The sequence below is a fragment of the Pseudomonas sp. ADAK18 genome (assembly GCF_012935695.1).
In the GTDB taxonomy this organism is placed as follows: domain Bacteria; phylum Pseudomonadota; class Gammaproteobacteria; order Pseudomonadales; family Pseudomonadaceae; genus Aquipseudomonas.
In genome coordinates this window covers 3428453-3446872 of sequence record NZ_CP052859.1, presented here as the reverse complement: position 1 = coordinate 3446872, position 18420 = coordinate 3428453, and the positions used below count along the sequence as shown (strand labels likewise).

Below are 18420 nucleotides of genomic sequence, written 5' to 3'. Positions count from 1 at the left end.
GGCTCAGGTTCTCGGCGTTTTTGAACACCCGCCGACTTTAACGCGAGAGCAACGGCGCTGCGCCTTTTTCCTCCGCACCCACCTCATGCAGGGAAATCCTCGACGTCTCCGGCAACGCCAACCCACCCGCCAACGCCAGCAACGCCACCGCGATCAAATAAAACGCCGGCGACAAGTTGCTGCCAGTGGTGCTGATCAACCACGTCGCCACCAGCGGCGCGGTACCACCGAAGAGCGTGTAGGCCATGTTGTAAGTAATCGCCGACGCGGTGTACCGCGTGCGGGTCGGAAAGGTCTCCGACAGCAAGGCCGCTGTGACCACCCCACACAACACCGCACCCACCGCCAGCAACATCACGCCGACAATAGACGCCGCGAACGACCCCGAACTCGCCATCAGGAACGACGGGTACACCACCACCATCAACAACACACAGGCCGTCATCACTGTGACCCGACGCCCGAACCGGTCCGAATACAACCCCGCCAGCGGGCAAATCGCCGCCGCGAAAATCAACGCAATCAGCGACACCAACAACGCCGCCGCACGACTCAGCCCACCCGCGACTTGCAGGTACGTCGCAAAGTAAGTGGTGAACATATAAAACGACAGCGCCGTAAGTGACACAAAAGCGCCCAGGCAGCAGATCGCCGCACCATGGTTGCGCAAGGTTTCCTTGAGGGGCGAATGAGCGACGGCATGTTCCTGCTTCACCGCCTGGAAGGCCGGCGTCTCATCCAGCTTCCAGCGCAGATACAGCCCCACCAGCCCCAACGGCGCGGCAATCAGAAACGGCAGGCGCCAACCCCAACTGCCCATCGCCTCGGCGGATAACGACGCTTCAAGTGCATAGGCCACCACCGCTGCGGCGGCGAAGGCGGAAAACGTCGACACCGGGACGAAGCTGCCATACCAGGCGCGTTTATCACTCGGCGCATGCTCCATCAAGTAAGCACAGGCCCCGGCGTATTCACCCCCGGCGGAAAAACCCTGGGCGCAGCGGATCAGCGACAACAGAATCGGCGCCGCGACACCGATGGCGGCGTAGGAGGGCAGGAGACCGATCAAGGTGGTTGCACCGGCCATCAGCAAAATTGTCATCGCCAGGGTGCGCTTGCGCCCGATCCTGTCGCCCAGCATGCCGAAGAAAATCCCACCCAGAGGGCGGAACGCAAAGGCGACAGCGAACACGGCGAAGGTCTTGAGCAATGCGGCACTGGCATCGCTGCTGGGGAAGAATTGTTGGGCGATGGTGGTGGCGAGAAAGCCATAGACGGCGAAGTCGAACCACTCGACGAAATTGCCGATGCCGGCGGCGATGATCACCTTTCGCAGGGTTTGAGGGCTTACCTGTTCGGTGGATGGGCTCGTCATGGTGGGCCTCGGCGTTTTTGTCAGTAAGCATTCGATTATCGGGGGAGTGACTGAGGCGGCAGGGTTCAAAAGTGTCGTCCGCGTAGTCAGTACCGACTGGATGGGGTTGATATAGGCAGGATCTGGGCCAGGTTGGGCGGGGGTGATTGCGGAGTGGGGCGTTCTGACTAACGAAAAATCGTGCCTGCATCAATACGGACACTCTGAATGGCGCAATAAATAAGGTGCTTATCTTCGCCCTCGTTCACTATGCTCACGCAGGTTGCCCCCGTCGTCGGTGCAGCCGGCAATGACCGCGCGACGGCGCTGATGACCGTCACTGCAAATGGAGCCTTCTGATGCAATTCAAACGTCTTTCCTGCGCCATGCTGGCGCTGACCAGCGTGCTCTCGGCATGCGGGATCCATCCCCCCATCCCGTCGCCCACTAGGCAAACGCCGGAAATTCGCGAATTCTCGGGCGCACTGGCTTTATATGCGCCGCCACAAAAGGCCTGGCAGTGGACTGCGCAAACGTGGTTTACGGCCGAGTTGAACGCCAGCTGCAACGGTATCGTTCGCTACGTCGACCCGGCCCACGGTATTGATTCCTATGTGGGCGAAGGCAGTGTTCCAGACATACAATTTTCCAGCGACGACCCGGATGTGATTTTCGCGATGACGGCGGGTGCAACGGAGAAGCTCATCTTTTCCACCGACGGAGGTCGCACCTTCGTGCGTGAAGTGCGCGAGCTCCCGGACAGGGTCTGGATTAAGTTCGTTGTACTCCGCAAGGGCCAGGTGTATGTCGGCGTGCAGCAACTCGGTTACGACGCGGACGGGTATTTCCCCTGGACTGGCCCAGGTGTTAACGACAAGACCAGGACCCATGATGGGCCGGTTGAGGAGTTCAAGTTAACCCTGCTTGTCGCACCGCTGGACAAGCAAAACGCCCGTATCGGTTGGTATCAGGTACTGGCGCCAACGAACTATCAATTCCGCCACGGCGCGGATGAGGCTGACGGCGATTCCCTGAAACGGCTGAACTCGCTCGAAGGACTCGGCTTGCCACGCGGGGTGCAGACGAGTCCGCTGACCGAGTGCATGAAAACGGCAAGTTTGCCGCCAACATGGGATCAGATGAAAAAAGCGGCTATTACGCGGCCGCAGGAATGGTATGACGCCGCTAAAGCAGCCCACCCGGGGTGGAGCAGGCCGGAGAACGATGCATTCATCGAACGCATGCGTAGCGTGAAGGCTGGCACTTTTAAATAGCGGTGGCGCTGCTCGAACCGGCCTGCGACGCCCAGGGGACAAAAGGTGACGGATCTGTTTTTAATCAAATAAATCCGTCCCCTTTTTGCTATTTAATGGGGCTATTCCTATAGGCAACAACATGATTTAAAGGGATTTAGTTATGAGCATAATTGATGATTTAAAGGTTAGGTACCCCGGAGCCATTGCATGGAAATTTGGAGATACTCCAGAAATGGCAGATGAGTTGGCTGAGCTTGTTGTTAAAGGAATAAAAACAGCCACATGTGGCTCACTCTCGTCATTCAAGCATGAAGATGAATCATCAACTATTGGCGATTATAGTATCATCCTCAATAGCAAGGGCGAACCTGTATGTGTAATTAGAGTTATTTCGATGCGTATAGTCCGTTACTGCGACGTAGATCAAGATCTTGCAAGGAAGGAAGGCGAAGGGGATCTCAGTCTCAGGTACTGGATGCAGGGCCATAAAGATTTTTTCCAAAGAGAGGGCTCGTTCGACGAAACTATGGAACTTATGGCAGAAGAATTTGAGTTGGTGGAAGTATTGTAAAAGATAAGGCTCCTTAGCCAACTATCTTTAGTATATGAATGCTTGGGATGGCTGATTTTCTATCTGACAAAAAGGGGGCTATTTCTAATCAAATAAAACCGTCCCATTTTTGAAGGCAGGGATGGAATATCTCGACTACAGGACGCGACATTTATGGAAGTCAGCTTTTCTCAAATCAGCGAGCGTTTGAACAATCGCCGATTCATCGTCGCAGGCAACGCCCAGGGGCTATCAGGCGCAGGCACGGTGTTTCATTACCATGTCGAGGAAAATGCCATCTCGAGCACTTACCAAGGCGGCCGGATTCGCATGGGTAATCAAGTCGGGCGCGTGACAGGCCCCAATACCATTGAGCTTCTTTATCAGTGCTTAACGACGGAGGGTGAGATTCTTGCCGGATGGTCTCGTGGCACAGTAGGCGTTGATCAGGCAGGGCGGACCACGCTGACTTTTGTATGGGGGTGGTTGTCGGGTGCGACTGGAGGTGGGGAGTCTAGCTACGTTGAGCTTGTCGCGTAGCCGTTGAGCAAAAAAGCCAAAAGGGGAGCGGTTTTATTTGATTGAAAATGGAGCCGTTCTCTTTTGGCCGAAAACGGTCGTTCGTGACAGACCGATTTCGGCCAAAAGCGGACGGCGACGCCGCAACAGTTTTTTGCTATTTTCAGCACCGTATCGCCTCCATTCGGGCGAATATTAGATATGGGACTTGCAATGGATTTGCCGAAAGCAGGCACAACGTACACACAAGAGCGTTTAGGTATTGCCGCTGTCCAGCTTTATGCAGCTCGAAGAAATCAGATTTGGCGCGAAACGGGTACAGGGGATGTGGGAATTGATGGAAATATCGAATTCGTAAACGCTGAGGGATTTGCTACAGGCCGGATAGTGGCGGTGCAAGTAAAATCTGGTCCGTCTTATTTCAAAAATCCGACTTTGCAGGGATGGAAATTTTACCCTGAACGCAAGCATAGAAACTATTGGGAGTCATTTTCACTTCCTGTCTTGCTTGTTCTGCATGATCCGGATACCAATAAAAGCTATTGGGCTGATGCACGGCAAGCACTTAGAAGTACACGTGAAGAAAGTGCTTTTATAGAAGTGCTGTCGTCAAATCATCTAGAAGAAACAGATGCTATTGCAATATTTGAAAATGCCGGCGTTCTAGACCAACCCTTCATCTCGGAAATACCGGAAATTCTTCGATGCTTAATAGCTACTAAATCCAATGAGGGGACATTCCCTTTAAGCTATTTTGACTTATTTGTTCATGGGCTAACCAATATATGTCGCAGCATCTACTACGGCATGGATATGGTTGTCAACTCAGTAGAATACAATCTTGAGGCAGCAAACTCCCCACATGGAATGGGCATGGGGCACCAGGAGCACCAATTTGCATTTGGGTTCGTAAAATTCCTTGTCGCACAAGGATTAGCTCACATCGACCTCTCAGACTGTCTCATCGACTGGGTAGATCGTGATATGCACCCGCACTTTGTTGCGCCGCTCAGCTCGAGAGGCCGTGCCCTAGTTCGTCTGATCCATCAAGAGGAAACCCGCCTCGTCGCAGATGGACAAATGCAAGATGAAGGCAGTCTACACGTTGCTCAAGAAGCTTTCTTTGAGATGGTACCGGCGTCATATTTTCGGCGCTTCCCACGAATTCGAAGGTTTCAGGATGCTTTTGAGAGCTAAATAAGCCTCGTATTAAAAGATTTTATTTTTAACTATCTAATCTCCCGTCAGAGATCGCGCTGACATTTCCTGCCACGAGATTCAATATGGACATGAGTTTTTTTAGCATTATAGACACAATAGTGAAAATCGGTCTTGGAGCCTTAATTTCCGGAATTTCAACTTATTGGGTTACCCGACTCCAACATGATAATGAGATTTCAAAGACCAAACTAAAAAGACAGCGAGAGCTAATTGAGGAGGTGGCAGCCCAAACAGAGGATTTCTCCTCTGCAGTCCTTACATACTGGGCTTATATGGTCGAGCACGTCCGTTACTCAAAACGTGATAAAAAGCCACCCGAAGACTTGCCAGTTAGAATAAAAAAATCCGAAACAGATCTGTTTGATAAATTTAGCCAGCTTGCAAGTGCAGAAGGGAAATTAATACTTTTTGGCTCGACTAAAGCCCAAGAGCTTTTACGTGAGTACGGCGAGTACATTAAAGACTTTAGGCGAATTGCTTGGCATGGAAACACAAACCTTAAAGAGGAGGACTTGGAAGCTTATAGAGCCAACATTCTTGCGAAGCGCAAAACTCTCTATGAAGAGATACGCGCAATGTATGCGTAGCAAATTCACAAAATTGTGAGAGCTAGTTCACTTTAGCCGCTAATTTCTTCATCCCCTCAGGCACAACTTCGCCTAAGGGGCGTTAGGTTTGTTGAATGTCGGCTTTGGGCCTCGGGCTGTGTGAGAACGTGTTAGAGCAGGTTTGACGGTCAGTACCGGAACGGAAATCGCGCGCCTATGAAAATTTTAGGTCTGCTGACTAAGCAAGCGCTGGCAGATTTTACATAGCGACGTAGACTTCAAAGCGATGTCTGCGTTTTCACACAGCCTGGGTCGATTGCAGCCCTTCGCCACAGACAGCAATCGACCCAACGCGGACATTCGCAACACACCCCCTACCTTCATGAGGCTGCGACTGAGTTAGCGGCGGACCACGCGAAACAATGACAGAGAGATCAATACCGATCTGTCAGCTTTGCGTCCATCCGTGGTGATCATTGCAGTGTGCTCGGTCGCTGCCCTTGAAGTGCCCGGCATCACACTGCTCTTGGATTTAGGCCGGAGCTCCCTTGGATAACTACTGGGGTTGTTTTTGAGCACTACAGCTGACGCCGAGCTGGATGACGGCGAGGAGAAGGCTGGCTTTTTCACCCTTTTCCCGTATCTGGAGGCCGGTGTTAGGACCTGAAGGTGAGCCAGTAGCTTTTTCGGGTAGGGCAAGGCCTGTTCCCCTTAAACGCCTTCCCTTGACCCTTTCTCCCCCAAGCTCTTTTCCCCATGCCGCCATGTGCATAGCAGTCCTGTGACATAGCCGCATGGTCACGGCTTGGGAGGGAGGTTCGCCACGCCGCGATTGAGCAAGTCGAGCAGGACGATTTCGCGGGACTGTTGTGCTTGCGCTAGGCCAACCAAGGAGTTTGCCGCTTCGCGTGCAAGGCGACGTGCCAAGACCCGCTGTTGGCTGGAGATGACACGACCTTCAGGGCGCCCGTGAACGTAGGTGCATCGCATGTCGTAAAGGTCCAGATACTCCTTCGCTGCGCCCGGCTCGACTATGGCGGCGCTCAGTCTTGCCGCAACCCTGCGTGTCGCCGATTCGTCGTGATTATCGCCTGCCAGTCGTAGCTTGCGCCTGTGGTCTGCCTCAGCTCCAAACGCGGCCTCAATCATGATGAGGTGAGCCATCACTTCATCGATGCCATAGGAAAGGAATGCACGGACCAGGAAGTGCTCCACCGGAGTTGAGAACAGTTCCGACGCCTGGGTACGCGCTGCTTGCAGCAGCGCCCACCTAGCTTCCAGCGCCTGCCGCACATCCTCGGCGGTTGCCCAGGTTCGCAGCCACAGCGGGCGTTCGGATTCTTCCCACTCGTCGTGGTCCACTTGATGAGCGTATGGCTCCCACGACAGCTGCTCTGGGAGCGGCGGCGGAGGTGGGAACGCACACAGGTCATTGTCGAGGGTGTATACCCAAGGCAGCCGGAAACCCCGCCAGTCCACCTCGGTCATCTCGGCCCAGCCTTCCCATGGCGCCAGCAGCAAGAAGAACAGCGCGCGCTCTACCGCCGCGGGGAAGCGCCCACTGTGGGGAACAATCTCGCCCAGATCCTTTCCGAAGGGGACGTCCAGCCAGGAGAACTGGCGATTGCCCGATTCGCCTTGAACCGAGATGTCTTCCTCTACGACCATCCAATGAAACTGGGACAGGCGCTGAGTATCCAGCCGTATACCGGGATAACAGCGCTCTAAGCGGGGCGCATTGAACAAAATCTCAAGTTCGGCAGCTGCGAATCGACCTATCCGGGCATTGCCAAACTTAAAGGACGGGAGCTCATCGGCCATATCAAGCGGGCATAGGTATCGCCGCCTAGTGGTGGTCCGTTGAAACTGGTGAGCCAACGCGGCGGCCACCTTGTCCATGTCGGGCCTGGGCTGGTGGAGCAGATGCGGGGTGCTGCATGGTAGACCCAGAGACCTAAGCGCATTGCCGATGGAGGCCTCCAGCCCGAAGGTGGATTTTCCGCTGCGGTAACGCTTGGTGAGCAATTCCTTCAGAGCGACGAACTCCCGGCTGCTCCAGAGGTTCTGTGGGCCGGGTGGCGGGATGTCCCATAGCGCTTGAAGGGCAGCAACAAGAGATTTATCTGTGGACATGAGTGGCTCGGCCTCCTTGGCATGTCAGTTTAAATGATCCCTGAAGGAGGTTACCTTAGCAATCAGCTGCCGCTTTTGCGGTTATACCAGCGCTGCGAGCTTTGCTAAGTAAATGTCTCCAGGCATGCATGGGAAAAAGAACCTTCAGGAAGAAGCGATGATTTGTATTGAATGTGTCACTCCGGAAACTCTCAAGAAGCTGTTCGATGCGCACAGTCAGGAAGCTGAATGCAAATATTGCCAGCGCCGTGGGACGGCTATTGAGGCCCATGTTCTATTTGAATACGTCTATGCCCGGGTTAGCGAGAATATTGCCCGTAAGGAGGATCTCTCGGAATACGAGCTCAGCATGATGTATGGGGCCAGGGTTGAACTGTTCCCCATTGCAGAAATAGACATTGTTCTCTCGGAATGGTTGGATCTCGGAAATGAATCATATTTCGACGATTTGCGTAGCGGCGTTCCCTCCGAATTCAATCTAGATGATGTCGGCGACACTACGCACTTTTATGGCGAAGATGACGCGATGGAGGTGAACTCCTACGAAGGTTTTTGGGACCAGTTCGTTGAGGGTGTGCTGTACACGCACCGTTTCTTCAACGCGAATGCCGGAAAATTTCTCGACTCGGTTTTCTCTATGTTGGTCGCCGATGACGAAGGACTTAAGCCTGAAGCCATCCGGACCATAGTAAATGGCGACTTGATGTACCGTGCGCGTCTTGCTAAAGGCTTCAGCGAAGCAGAGAAAATAATCAATGATCCCGCTGGTCAATTCGGCCCAACTCCGAGGTTCATGGCAAGCAGTCAAAGGATGACGCCGAACGGAATCTCCGCTCTGTATTGCGCGCTGGAGCGAGAGACCTGTCTGAGCGAAATCCGCTCCATCACCGGGGATCACGTGGTGAGCGCAGCGCTGACTCCAGTCGCCGAACTGAAGCTCCTTGACCTCACGGCCCTAGACCAGGTTGAACCCCCGGATCTGTCGCTTCTGGACGTGGGGTTTCGTGATGCACTACACCGCAAGGTATTCTTGGGCTCACTTGTCAAAAAGATGTCCAGGCCAAAGGCTCGTAATGATGAGCTGAGCTATCTTTCGACCCAGGTGGTGTTCGAGTACTTACGGCTGCGCTTTGGCAAGCAGGTCGACGGTCTGGTCTTCCCATCCGTGCAGACGGGCGAGACGGGTACCAACGTAGTCTTGTTCCCCGAGGCAAGCCGCCTTGCCTATGTACCGCCGCCGGAGGCCAATGCTGAAAGACTTGGCGACGAAAAGCCTCCCGTTGTGGTCGAGGTCGAATTGGACAATCCGTTTAAGCCACCTACCAAGGTAATTGTTGTGCACGACTCAATTCGGTATCACAAGGTAACTGCTATTGAGACCCAGGCCCGCGAGTATCGCCATATCTACGATATCTTCATGAGCGACGAGACACGCAAGCGGCTGAACTTGGGCTAGGAAGCGATGCTTCTCTGCAAAGGCACTGAATCGCCCCTAGTTCTTAGACGCATCGGAATGACTGCTTTTGGCCAAAACCACCCCTTTAATCCCCACGCTGGTCTACCATGCCACCCCGGCAGTGGTTTCACGCGCTACCGACTTCAATTCCCCAAGGTATCGCACATGAGCATCGACCAAATCAGCCTCCCCAAAGGCGTAGGCCCGCACGCCATCAAGCTCCTCGACGCCATCACCGGTGCTGACACGAAAGAAGACCTGAACCGCGCAGGCGGCAAAGCCGAGGGTTTTGTGTTGGGCCTGGAAAGCGCTAAGGCCATCAAAAGCCAAATCGCCGAGTCGTTGTATGTGGCTTACGACGACGCGGCGAGTCATCGGTTGGGTGAGTTGAAGGGCTAGTCCCGCAGGACCGCGTTGGGCTTTAGCTACACGGTGTTTCGCGGTCCATCAGTTTGCCGATCAGCAATACGCTCAACTCACTCAGTTGGTGAATGGCCAGCGCGACGTCGCGGTCTTTGCCGGTCAGTTCGTCGGACAGGTCGAGCAGCAGGGCGCTGATAGAGGAGGTGGTTTCGTAGCTGTTGGCGATCAGGGTTTCGTTGCTGGCGCCGGCGGCGACGCTAAAAAGGGCGGCGGTCTTTGGGGCGGTCTCGGCATCAGTGCCGGGATTGAGGTAGTGATTAATGGCGCGTTGGGCAGCCTGGTGGAGTTTCAGATCCGGGGTGTTTGGAGGGTTTGGCGTGACTTTGAACATATAAGTATTCCTGAGCGGGCCACCACCTCATCGCTACTAAACGAAAGGGTGGCAGCTGTGCGCAGGTTAGTAGACCGGTGAATACTTAAAACCGGCGCGCTCGAAAGCGCCCTACGCACAGCCACCATCAAGCACAGACAGGACGTCTGGAAGATGAAGTTCATGCACTTAAGTATTCAAGCCAGGGCTACTAAACCCGATCACTGAGTTTTCAGCGACCGAGCAACCTTAGAGACCCCTACCCAAGCGCACAAGCCGGCGGATTCTGACGCAAGCGTAGGCAATGGAGCAAGGTGCTACTGTCTTTCAAAACGCCTGACTTTTTACCCAGGCGAAGCAACTACCCACCGAAGTTAGGGACCGTCGACAGGCTGGAAGGGTTGATCTCCGCGAGCCGGTATGGCTCAGTGTTGCGGCCACGTTGAATGTATCTACCCTGCGCAACCACCGCCAAGAAGGAGTTTCGAATTGGGAACCCACAAGCTCTGGCCTGCCAGCGAGCGTGAGTTGGCGCAAATGCAGCGTTTCAACCAGAAGCTCGCCTGGTTGCCGCGCTTTCGAATCCGTAATCGCTTCACGCCCCGTGTGATCCAGGCGCTGTTGCGCGCCAGTCAAATGGCCGGCGCGGGCAAGTTGCTCAAGCACGGGCTAGAGGCGCAAAGCCGGTGGGTGAGTGTGGGCGGCCTTTCTGTGCCTGTGCGCATCATCCGGCCGAAAGGCAAAGCCAAAGGCGTGGTGTTGGATATCCACGGCGGTGGGTGGGTGATCGGTAATGCGCAGATGGATGACGACCTTAACGCGGCCATGGTAAAGGCGTGCGACGTGGCGGTGGTCTCGGTGGATTATCGGCTTGCGGTCAGCACGCCGGTTGAAGGCCTGATGGAGGACTGTCTGGTGGCCGCCCGCTGGCTGCTGGGTGACGACTGTCAGGAGTTTGCCGGTTTGCCGGTGATTGTCGTGGGTGAATCGGCCGGGGCGCATCTTGGTGCGGCCACGTTGCTGGCGTTGAAGCAATGGCCCGCGTTGCTTGAGCGGGTGAGCGGGGCGCTGTTGTATTACGGCGTTTACGATTTGACGGGTACGCCGAGCGTGCGCGCGGCGGGCCCTGAAACGCTGCTGTTGGATGGGCCCGGGATAGTTGAGGCGTTGCGACTGCTCACGCCGGGCCTGAGCGACGAGGAACGCCGGCAGCCGCCGTTGTCACCGCTGTATGGCGACTTTGCCGGTTTACCGCCTGCGCTGATGTTTGTCGGTGAGTTGGACCCGCTGAGGGACGACACGCTTGATTTGGCTGAGCGGTGGGTGAAGTCAGCAGCGGTTGAGGTGTTCCTGTTGCCGTCTGCGGCCCACGGGTTTATTCATTTTCCGACTGCGATGGCCAGCAGCGTGCTTGCTTACAGCCGTGAGTGGATCACGGCTCGTATCGAGGCGCGGAAGGTGGGTCAGCGCTCGGAGGAAGTGCTTTCGTCCTGAGTGGGTTCAGCTTCCAGCTTCAGTCGGTCAGCTTTGCTGATGTATTTATCTTTGCTGGCGGGTGCCAATTTGGCGCTGGCTTTTTTGGCGTGGGCCTTTAAGAGCTGCTTGATTTTTTTACGGCGGTTCATGGTGTTTGCTCAGCGGGTAACTGTTTGAATAGTATCAGTTTAAATTGATTGGTCAGCCGCCGAACTGCAGGGTGCCCATGGCCAGCTTGGCGATCAGGGCGCCGGCGCCGAGTTGTACCAGCCACAACGCCAAGCCGCCGAGGAAGACGCCGAGGGCGACTTGCAGCACCAGGCTTTTCTGGCGTTTGGCTTGAGGGGCGCGAGGGGTGAAGTGGTCCAGTTCGTCGCGGTCGGCACGCAGGTCCAGGTCGTCGTTTCTCATGGGGTTCTCACAGCAAAGGGGTAGTCTTGCTACTAGTCTAGGGGTAGCGCGTGAAAGCAGGGAGTTTTTCAGGTGCTTACTTACCTGTGGCGAGGGGGCTTGTCCCCCGTTGGGCTGCGAAGCAGCCCTAATTCAGGCACCGCGTTTATTCAGAAAGTTCATGGTGGCAGGTTTTAGGGCCGCTGCGCAGCCCAACGGGGGACAAGCCCCCTCGCCACAAAAGCTCATCAAACGCTTAGTGTTGGCGCAACGAAAAGGGGAAGCCACTGGCTTCCCCCTTTTTGCTGCACGCTCAGGCTTACAGCACCTGAACGATAGCCTTGGTCACGGCACCGATGTTCGCCTGGTTCAACGCGGCCACGCAGATGCGGCCGGTGTCGAGGGCGTAGATGCCAAACTCGCTGCGCAGGCGGGTGACTTGTTCAACGGTCAGGCCGGAGTAGGAGAACATCCCACGCTGGCGGCCGACGAAGCTGAAGTCGTGGCCCGGAGCTGCCTTGGCCAGTTCGGCCACCATCTGCTCGCGCATGCCGCGAATGCGCAGGCGCATTTCGGCCAGTTCGGCTTCCCACTGGGCGCGCAGCTCAGGGTTGTTCAATACCGCAGCCACAATCGCCGCGCCGTGGGTCGGCGGGTTGGAGTAGTTGGTGCGGATCACGCGTTTGACCTGGGACAGGATGCGCGCGCTTTCTTCTTTGGAGTCGGTGACGATGGACAGTGCGCCGACGCGCTCGCCGTACAGCGAGAACGACTTGGAGAACGAGCTGGACACAAAGAAGGTCAGGCCCGATTCGGCGAACAGGCGCACCGCAGCGGCGTCTTCGTCGATTCCGTCGCCAAAGCCCTGGTAGGCCATGTCGAGGAACGGCACGAGGTTTTTCGCCTTGACCACGTCCAGCACTTGTTTCCAGTCAGCCGGGCTCAGGTCGACGCCGGTCGGGTTGTGGCAGCAGGCGTGCAGCACAACGATGGACTGTGGCGGCAGGGCGTTGAGGTCTTCCAGCAGGCCGGCACGGTTTACGTCGTGGGTGGCGGCGTCGTAGTAGCGATAGTTCTGCACCGGGAAACCGGCCGCTTCGAACAGTGCGCGGTGGTTTTCCCAGCTTGGGTCGCTGATGGCGACGACGGCGTCAGGCAGCAGTTGCTTGAGGAAGTCGGCACCGATTTTCAGTGCGCCGGTACCGCCGACGGCTTGAGCGGTGATGACACGGCCGGAGCTGATCAGCGGTGAGTCATTGCCAAACAGCAGCTTTTGCACAGCCTGGTCGTAGGCAACGATACCGTCGATCGGCAAGTAGCCACGGGCGGCGTGTTGCGCCACGCGAATGGCTTCCGCTTCGGCAACGGCACGCAAGAGTGGAATTTTCCCCTCCTCGTTGCAGTAAACGCCCACGCCAAGGTTCACCTTGGTGGTCCGGGTATCGGCGTTGAATGCTTCGTTGAGGCCCAGGATTGGATCGCGTGGTGCCATTTCGACAGCGGAGAACAGGCTCATTTTGCGGCGGCTCTGAGTGGGGAAAGGAGGGACGTGTCGCGCTCCAGCCGAATGCACTAGAGCGATGCACAAACGGGGAGCTAGTATAGAGGCCATCACCGCTCGCGGCGACAGCCGAAATGGCTTTTCGGCCAAGTTTTTCGGTTTATTTCTCGACCGTTAGTCTTATTGCAACATTGATGCCCCATGGCATGTAAGACGTTTGCCTTGAAACCCGTCACATTCGCCACCACTTCTACAGCTATCATGGTTTTTTCCTGCAACCTGCACTGAGAAGTCGCGGGTCGCGGTCTTTTTCGTCCCCACCGGTTTTTACTGGCCTGGGGTGACTTCAGAGGTACGTTATGTCGGATTTCCAGTTAGTCACCCGCTTTGAGCCTGCCGGCGATCAACCGGAAGCCATCCGCCTGATGGTCGAAGGCATCGAGGCCGGGCTGGCGCACCAGACGCTGCTCGGGGTGACGGGTTCGGGCAAGACCTTCAGCATTGCCAATGTCATCGCCCAGATCAATCGCCCAACGCTGGTGCTGGCGCCGAACAAGACCCTGGCTGCGCAGCTGTATGGCGAGTTCAAGGCGTTCTTCCCGAACAACGCGGTGGAGTACTTCGTTTCCTACTACGACTACTACCAGCCGGAAGCCTACGTGCCGTCCTCCGATACGTTTATCGAGAAAGACGCGTCGATCAACGACCATATCGAACAGATGCGCCTGTCAGCGACCAAGGCGTTGCTGGAGCGCAAGGACGCGATCATCGTCACCACGGTGTCGTGCATCTATGGTTTGGGCAGCCCGGAAACCTATTTGAAGATGGTGTTGCACGTCGACCGTGGCGACAAACTCGACCAGCGCGCCTTGCTGCGTCGCCTGGCAGACTTGCAGTACACCCGCAACGACATGGACTTCGCCCGGGCCACCTTCCGCGTGCGCGGTGATGTGATCGACATCTACCCGGCGGAATCCGACCTGGAAGCGATCCGCATCGAGCTGTTTGATGATGAAGTGGAGAGCTTGTCGGCTTTCGACCCATTGACCGGCGAAGTGATCCGCAAGCTGCCGCGCTTCACCTTCTACCCCAAGAGCCACTACGTGACCCCGCGGGAAACCCTGCTGGGCGCGATCGACGGCATCAAGGAAGAATTGGTCGAGCGTCTGGAATACTTGCGCTCCAACAACAAGCTGGTGGAAGCCCAGCGGCTGGAGCAGCGCACCCGTTTCGACCTGGAAATGATCCTCGAACTGGGTTACTGCAACGGCATTGAAAACTACTCGCGCTACCTGTCGGGTCGCGAGTCCGGGCAGGCGCCGCCCACCTTGTTTGACTACCTGCCGGCCGACGCCTTGCTGGTGATCGACGAGTCCCACGTCAGCGTGCCGCAAGTCGGCGCGATGTATAAGGGCGACCGTTCGCGTAAAGAAACCTTGGTGGAATACGGTTTCCGCCTGCCGTCGGCGCTGGATAACCGGCCGATGCGCTTCGATGAGTTCGAAAATATTAGCCCGCAGACGATTTTTGTCTCGGCCACTCCGGGTAATTACGAAGCGGAGCATGCCGGGCGTGTGGTTGAGCAGTTGGTGCGCCCGACCGGCTTGGTGGACCCGCAAATCGAAATCCGCCCGGCGTTGACCCAGGTCGACGACCTGCTCTCGGAAATCAGCAAGCGTGTAGCTCTGGAGGAGCGGGTGCTGGTGACCACGCTGACCAAGCGCATGTCCGAAGACTTGACCGACTACCTGGCCGACCACGGCGTGCGGGTGCGCTATTTGCACTCGGACATCGACACCGTGGAGCGCGTTGAGATTATCCGCGACCTGCGCCTGGGCACCTTCGACGTGCTGGTGGGCATCAACCTGTTGCGCGAAGGCCTGGACATGCCGGAAGTGTCGCTGGTGGCGATTCTCGATGCCGACAAGGAAGGCTTCCTGCGCTCCGAGCGCTCGTTGATCCAGACCATTGGCCGGGCCGCCCGTAACCTTAATGGCCGGGCTATTCTGTATGCCGACCGCATCACCGGCTCCATGGAGCGGGCGATTGGCGAGACCGACCGTCGCCGTGACAAGCAGATTGCGTTCAACCTGGCCAATGGCATCACGCCCAAGGGGGTGTTCAAGGACGTCGCCGACATTATGGAAGGCGCCACCGTGCCGGGCTCGCGTAGTAAGAAGCGCAAGGGCATGGCCAAGGCGGCCGAGGAAAACGCCAAGTACGAGAACGAACTGCGCTCGCCGAGTGAGATCACCAAGCGGATTCGTCAGTTGGAAGAGAAGATGTACCAGTTGGCGCGGGATCTTGAGTTTGAGGCAGCGGCGCAGATGAGGGATGAGATTGGTAAGTTGCGCGAGCGGCTTTTGGCTGTTTGATTTGCAGTGACTGTTGGGGCCTCTTCGTGAGCAAGCCCGCTCCCACATTTTGATCGCGTTCGTCTGAACAACTCGGTCAAAGGTGGGAGCGGGCTTGCTCGCGAATAGCCGCACCTCGGCCTAATGTGCCTCCCCAGCCTTAAGCCCCGCCGGCAACGCCTTGGCCAACAAAATCGCCACTCTACTGATCCCCAACGCCAATCCCACAAAATGAAGCGCATCGCCTGCTGATGCACAATCTCACTGAACTCCCACATTGGAATGCATTCCCCTGTGGGAGCCGGGCTTGCCCGCGATGGCGGCACCTCGGTCTAATGCGTCTCCCCAGCCTTAAGCCCCGCTGGCAACGCCTTGGTCAACAAGATCGCCACCATACTGACCCCCAGCGCCAACCCCACAAAGTGAAACGCATCGTTGTAGGCCATGATCTGCGCCTGCTGATGCGCAATCTCACTCAGCTTGCCCAGCGCGGCCGTCTCATTGCCAAACTTCTCGGTCAACATCGCCATTCGCTCCGCCACCTGCGGATTGCTCGGTACGATCGCCTCGCGCAGGTAGTCAAAGTAGGTCTTGGTCCGCGCATCCAGCAAGGTCGCCAGCAGCGCAATCCCGATCGCGCCACCCAAGTTGCGCAGGATGTTGAACAGGCTTGAAGCCGACCCGGCGTCCTGCGGCAGGATGTACGCGGTGGCAATCAGCGAGATCGTCACCATGATCAACGGCTGCCCCAGGGCGCGGATGATCTGGATCTGGTTGAACTGGCTGCCAGCAAAGTCCGGGTTGAGCACCCCCGAGGAAAAGCTCGCCAGGCCGAACAACCCGAAACCCAATGTGCACAGCCATTTTGGCGATACGTACTTCATCAGTTTGGGCACCAGCGGAATCAGGAACAACTGCGGAACGCCCATCCACATGATCACTTCGCCGATTTGCAGGGCGTTGTAGTTCTGGATCTGTGCCAGGTACAGCGGCAGTAAATAAATCGAGCCATACAGCCCAACACCCATCCCCAGGCTGGAGATGCTCGACAGGCCAAAGTTACGATTGGCGAGGATGCGCAGATTGATCAGCGGGTTGGGCTTGGACATCTGCACGATCACAAAGGTGATCAGGCTCAACAGGGCGACGGTGCCCAAGCTGACAATCAGGCTCGACTCCAGCCAGTCTTTGCGATGGCCTTCCTCAAGAAACACCTGCAAACACCCAAGGCCCACGGCCATGGTGACGATGCCGAGGTAGTCGGTGCTTTTCAGCAGCTCCCAGTGGGAGTCCTTTTTCTCCAGGCCATACAGCAGCCCTGCGATCATGAGCAGGCCGGGTGGTATGTTGATGTAGAAGATGTATTCCCAGCCCCAGTTTTCAGTGAGCCAGCCGCCGATGGTCGGGCCGATGGAGGGCGCGAAAGTGGCCGTCATGGCGAACATCGCCATGCCTTTGGCACGGTGGTGTTCCGGCAGTTTGATCAGGGTCAGGGTGAAGGCGAGGGGGATCAGTGCACCGCCGGTAAACCCCTGCAGAGCGCGGAACACGATCATGCTTTCCAGGCTCCAGGCCATGGAGCACATCAGTGATGCGACCAGGAACCCCGCCGACACCCACACCGCCAGCCGTCGTGCCGACAACAACTGCACCAGCCACGCGGTGAGGGGGATCATGATGATTTCCGCCACCAGGTACGAGGTGGAAATCCACGAGCCTTCTTCCAGGGTGGCCGACAGCGCGCCCTGGATGTCCTTGAGGGACGAGTTGGTGATCTGGATATCGAGCACTGCCATGAAGGCGCCGAGCATCACGCTCATCACCGCGATCCAGTCGCGCCGGGTCGGTTCGCCGACAGGGCGCAGCAGTTGATCACCGGCCATCGTTTGGGTCTTTGATGTTCACTTTGACGGTCACCGACATGCCGGGGCGAATTTTACCGTGCAGGGGGTTATCGGCGGCGAAGGTCAGTTTCACCGGAATCCGTTGTACGACTTTGGTGAAGTTGCCGGTGGCATTGTCTGGCGGCAACAGGCTGAACTGTGCGCCGGACGCAGCAAACAGGCTGTCGATCCGCGCCTCGATCGGTGTGTCGCCGTAGGCGTCGAAGGTCAATTCGGCCTTTTGCCCGGCCTGCATGTGGCCGATTTGGGTTTCCTTGAAGTTGGCCTGGATCCAGATGTCCTGGTCCGGAACGATCGACAACAGATAGGCTCCGGCTTGCACGTATTGGCCATTGCGCGCGGCACGTTGGCCAATCAGGCCACTGATGGGCGCATGGATTTCGCTGCGGGTCAGGTTCAGTTCGGCCTGGGCCAGGTCGGCGCGGGCGTTGGCGATCTGTGCGTCGAGGCGTTTGATCTCGGCGTTCAAGGCGTTGACCTGCTGGCGCTGGCCCTGCAAGTCGGCCTGGGCCTTGGCCACCTGGGAGCGGGCGATATGGTTATCGGCGGAAAGGGTGGTGACCCGTTCTTCCGAGACATAGCCGGGCTTGCGCAGGGTTTGGGCACGAGACAGGTCGATCTGTGCACGGCCGAGGCTGGCCTGGCTGGACGACACCTGAGCCTCTCCGGCGGCGATCAGGCTGCCTTGCTGAGTCAGTTTGCTCATGGCCTGCAAGCGTTCGGCTTCGCGGGTGGCGAGGGCGGCGTTGGCACGGTCGACGGCCAGATGGAAGTCATCACCTTCGAGCTTGACCAGCAGTTGGCCTTTCTCCACGTGCTCGTTATCACCTACCAGGACGTTGACGATCCGCGCGCCGAGCTGGCTGGACACGCGGGTGATCTCGCCCTGGACGTAAGCGTTGTCGGTGCTTTCATAAAAGCGGCCCTTGAAGAACCACTGGGCGAAGAAGCCCGCGGCGATCAGGACCACGATAAACAGGAAGATAAACAGGCGGCGTTTCAGTGGGGCGGGCATGAGGGCGATG

General features: G+C 56.9%; 17 protein-coding genes. 9 read left to right on the top strand and 8 right to left on the bottom strand.

Features of this window, described 5'->3' with window-relative positions:
- Positions 1 to 37: 37 nt before the first annotated feature.
- The gene (locus tag HKK55_RS15495; protein ID WP_169355476.1) at positions 38 to 1375 is read right to left on the bottom strand and encodes an MFS transporter; all 1338 of its coding nucleotides are present in this window, start codon (positions 1373 to 1375) and stop codon (positions 38 to 40) included.
- Positions 1376 to 1713: 338 nt separating this feature from the next.
- Between HKK55_RS15495 and HKK55_RS15490 the strand changes: the two genes are divergently transcribed.
- The 5 genes from HKK55_RS15490 (at position 1714) to HKK55_RS15470 (ending at position 5487) form a co-directional block, all read left to right on the top strand.
- Positions 1714 to 2628 (top strand): hypothetical protein, encoded by a 915-nt coding sequence (locus HKK55_RS15490; protein WP_169355475.1) that lies wholly within the window; start codon positions 1714 to 1716, stop codon positions 2626 to 2628.
- A 142-nt stretch (positions 2629 to 2770) separates the two neighbouring features.
- The gene (locus HKK55_RS15485) at positions 2771 to 3181 is read left to right on the top strand and encodes an ASCH domain-containing protein (protein WP_169355474.1); all 411 of its coding nucleotides are present in this window, start codon (positions 2771 to 2773) and stop codon (positions 3179 to 3181) included.
- Between the two features lie 153 nt (positions 3182 to 3334).
- Positions 3335 to 3700, top strand: a complete 366-nt coding sequence (locus HKK55_RS15480) for a hypothetical protein (protein WP_169355473.1) — start codon at positions 3335 to 3337, stop codon at positions 3698 to 3700.
- 192 nt (positions 3701 to 3892) lie between these two features.
- A complete protein-coding gene (locus HKK55_RS15475; protein ID WP_169355472.1) occupies positions 3893 to 4876 on the top strand; it encodes a DUF4365 domain-containing protein in 984 nt (327 codons plus the stop codon).
- 86 nt (positions 4877 to 4962) lie between these two features.
- Positions 4963 to 5487: a hypothetical protein gene (locus tag HKK55_RS15470; RefSeq protein ID WP_169355471.1), complete on the top strand. Its 525-nt coding sequence runs from the start codon at positions 4963 to 4965 to the stop codon at positions 5485 to 5487.
- 759 nt (positions 5488 to 6246) lie between these two features.
- Here the strand turns inward: HKK55_RS15470 and HKK55_RS15465 are convergent.
- Positions 6247 to 7581 (bottom strand): hypothetical protein, encoded by a 1335-nt coding sequence (locus HKK55_RS15465; RefSeq protein WP_169355470.1) that lies wholly within the window; start codon positions 7579 to 7581, stop codon positions 6247 to 6249.
- A 157-nt stretch (positions 7582 to 7738) separates the two neighbouring features.
- Between HKK55_RS15465 and HKK55_RS15460 the strand changes: the two genes are divergently transcribed.
- Together HKK55_RS15460 and HKK55_RS15455 are read left to right on the top strand one after the other, a co-directional pair.
- Entirely contained in the window at positions 7739 to 9037 is a 1299-nt protein-coding gene (locus tag HKK55_RS15460; protein ID WP_169355469.1) for an RES family NAD+ phosphorylase, read from the top strand.
- A gap of 165 nt (positions 9038 to 9202) precedes the next feature.
- Positions 9203 to 9436 (top strand): hypothetical protein, encoded by a 234-nt coding sequence (locus HKK55_RS15455; protein ID WP_155585929.1) that lies wholly within the window; start codon positions 9203 to 9205, stop codon positions 9434 to 9436.
- Positions 9437 to 9458: 22 nt separating this feature from the next.
- On the opposite strand, the gene HKK55_RS15450 is transcribed toward HKK55_RS15455, so the two are convergent.
- Positions 9459 to 9791, bottom strand: coding sequence for a DUF6124 family protein (locus HKK55_RS15450; RefSeq protein ID WP_169355468.1), 333 nt, complete (start codon positions 9789 to 9791; stop codon positions 9459 to 9461).
- A gap of 516 nt (positions 9792 to 10307) precedes the next feature.
- On the opposite strand from HKK55_RS15450, the gene HKK55_RS15445 reads away from it, so the two are divergent.
- A complete protein-coding gene (locus HKK55_RS15445; RefSeq protein WP_169357879.1) occupies positions 10308 to 11264 on the top strand; it encodes an alpha/beta hydrolase in 957 nt (318 codons plus the stop codon).
- On the opposite strand, the gene HKK55_RS15440 is transcribed toward HKK55_RS15445, so the two are convergent.
- From HKK55_RS15440 to HKK55_RS15430, 3 genes are all read right to left on the bottom strand, one after another.
- Positions 11234 to 11395 carry a DUF2986 domain-containing protein gene (locus HKK55_RS15440; protein WP_169355467.1) on the bottom strand — a complete coding sequence of 54 codons (162 nt, stop codon included), beginning with the start codon at positions 11393 to 11395 and terminating at the stop codon, positions 11234 to 11236. The genes HKK55_RS15445 and HKK55_RS15440 overlap by 31 nt on opposite strands.
- A 52-nt stretch (positions 11396 to 11447) precedes the next feature.
- Positions 11448 to 11657, bottom strand: coding sequence for a hypothetical protein (locus HKK55_RS15435; RefSeq protein ID WP_155585926.1), 210 nt, complete (start codon positions 11655 to 11657; stop codon positions 11448 to 11450).
- A gap of 298 nt (positions 11658 to 11955) precedes the next feature.
- On the bottom strand, positions 11956 to 13152 hold the full coding sequence (locus HKK55_RS15430) for an amino acid aminotransferase (protein WP_169355466.1): 1197 nt from the start codon (positions 13150 to 13152) through the stop codon (positions 11956 to 11958).
- Positions 13153 to 13496: 344 nt separating this feature from the next.
- On the opposite strand from HKK55_RS15430, the gene uvrB reads away from it, so the two are divergent.
- Positions 13497 to 15512 carry an excinuclease ABC subunit UvrB gene (uvrB, locus tag HKK55_RS15425; RefSeq protein ID WP_169355465.1) on the top strand — a complete coding sequence of 672 codons (2016 nt, stop codon included), beginning with the start codon at positions 13497 to 13499 and terminating at the stop codon, positions 15510 to 15512.
- A gap of 311 nt (positions 15513 to 15823) precedes the next feature.
- Here uvrB and HKK55_RS15420 read toward each other — a convergent pair whose 3' ends face one another.
- Entirely contained in the window at positions 15824 to 17314 is a 1491-nt protein-coding gene (locus HKK55_RS15420) for an MDR family MFS transporter (protein ID WP_178128884.1), read from the bottom strand.
- A 49-nt stretch (positions 17315 to 17363) separates the two neighbouring features.
- Complete coding sequence (locus HKK55_RS15415; RefSeq protein WP_169355463.1) at positions 17364 to 18410, bottom strand: HlyD family secretion protein; 1047 nt, start codon at positions 18408 to 18410, stop codon at positions 17364 to 17366.
- Positions 18411 to 18420 lie beyond the last annotated feature (10 nt).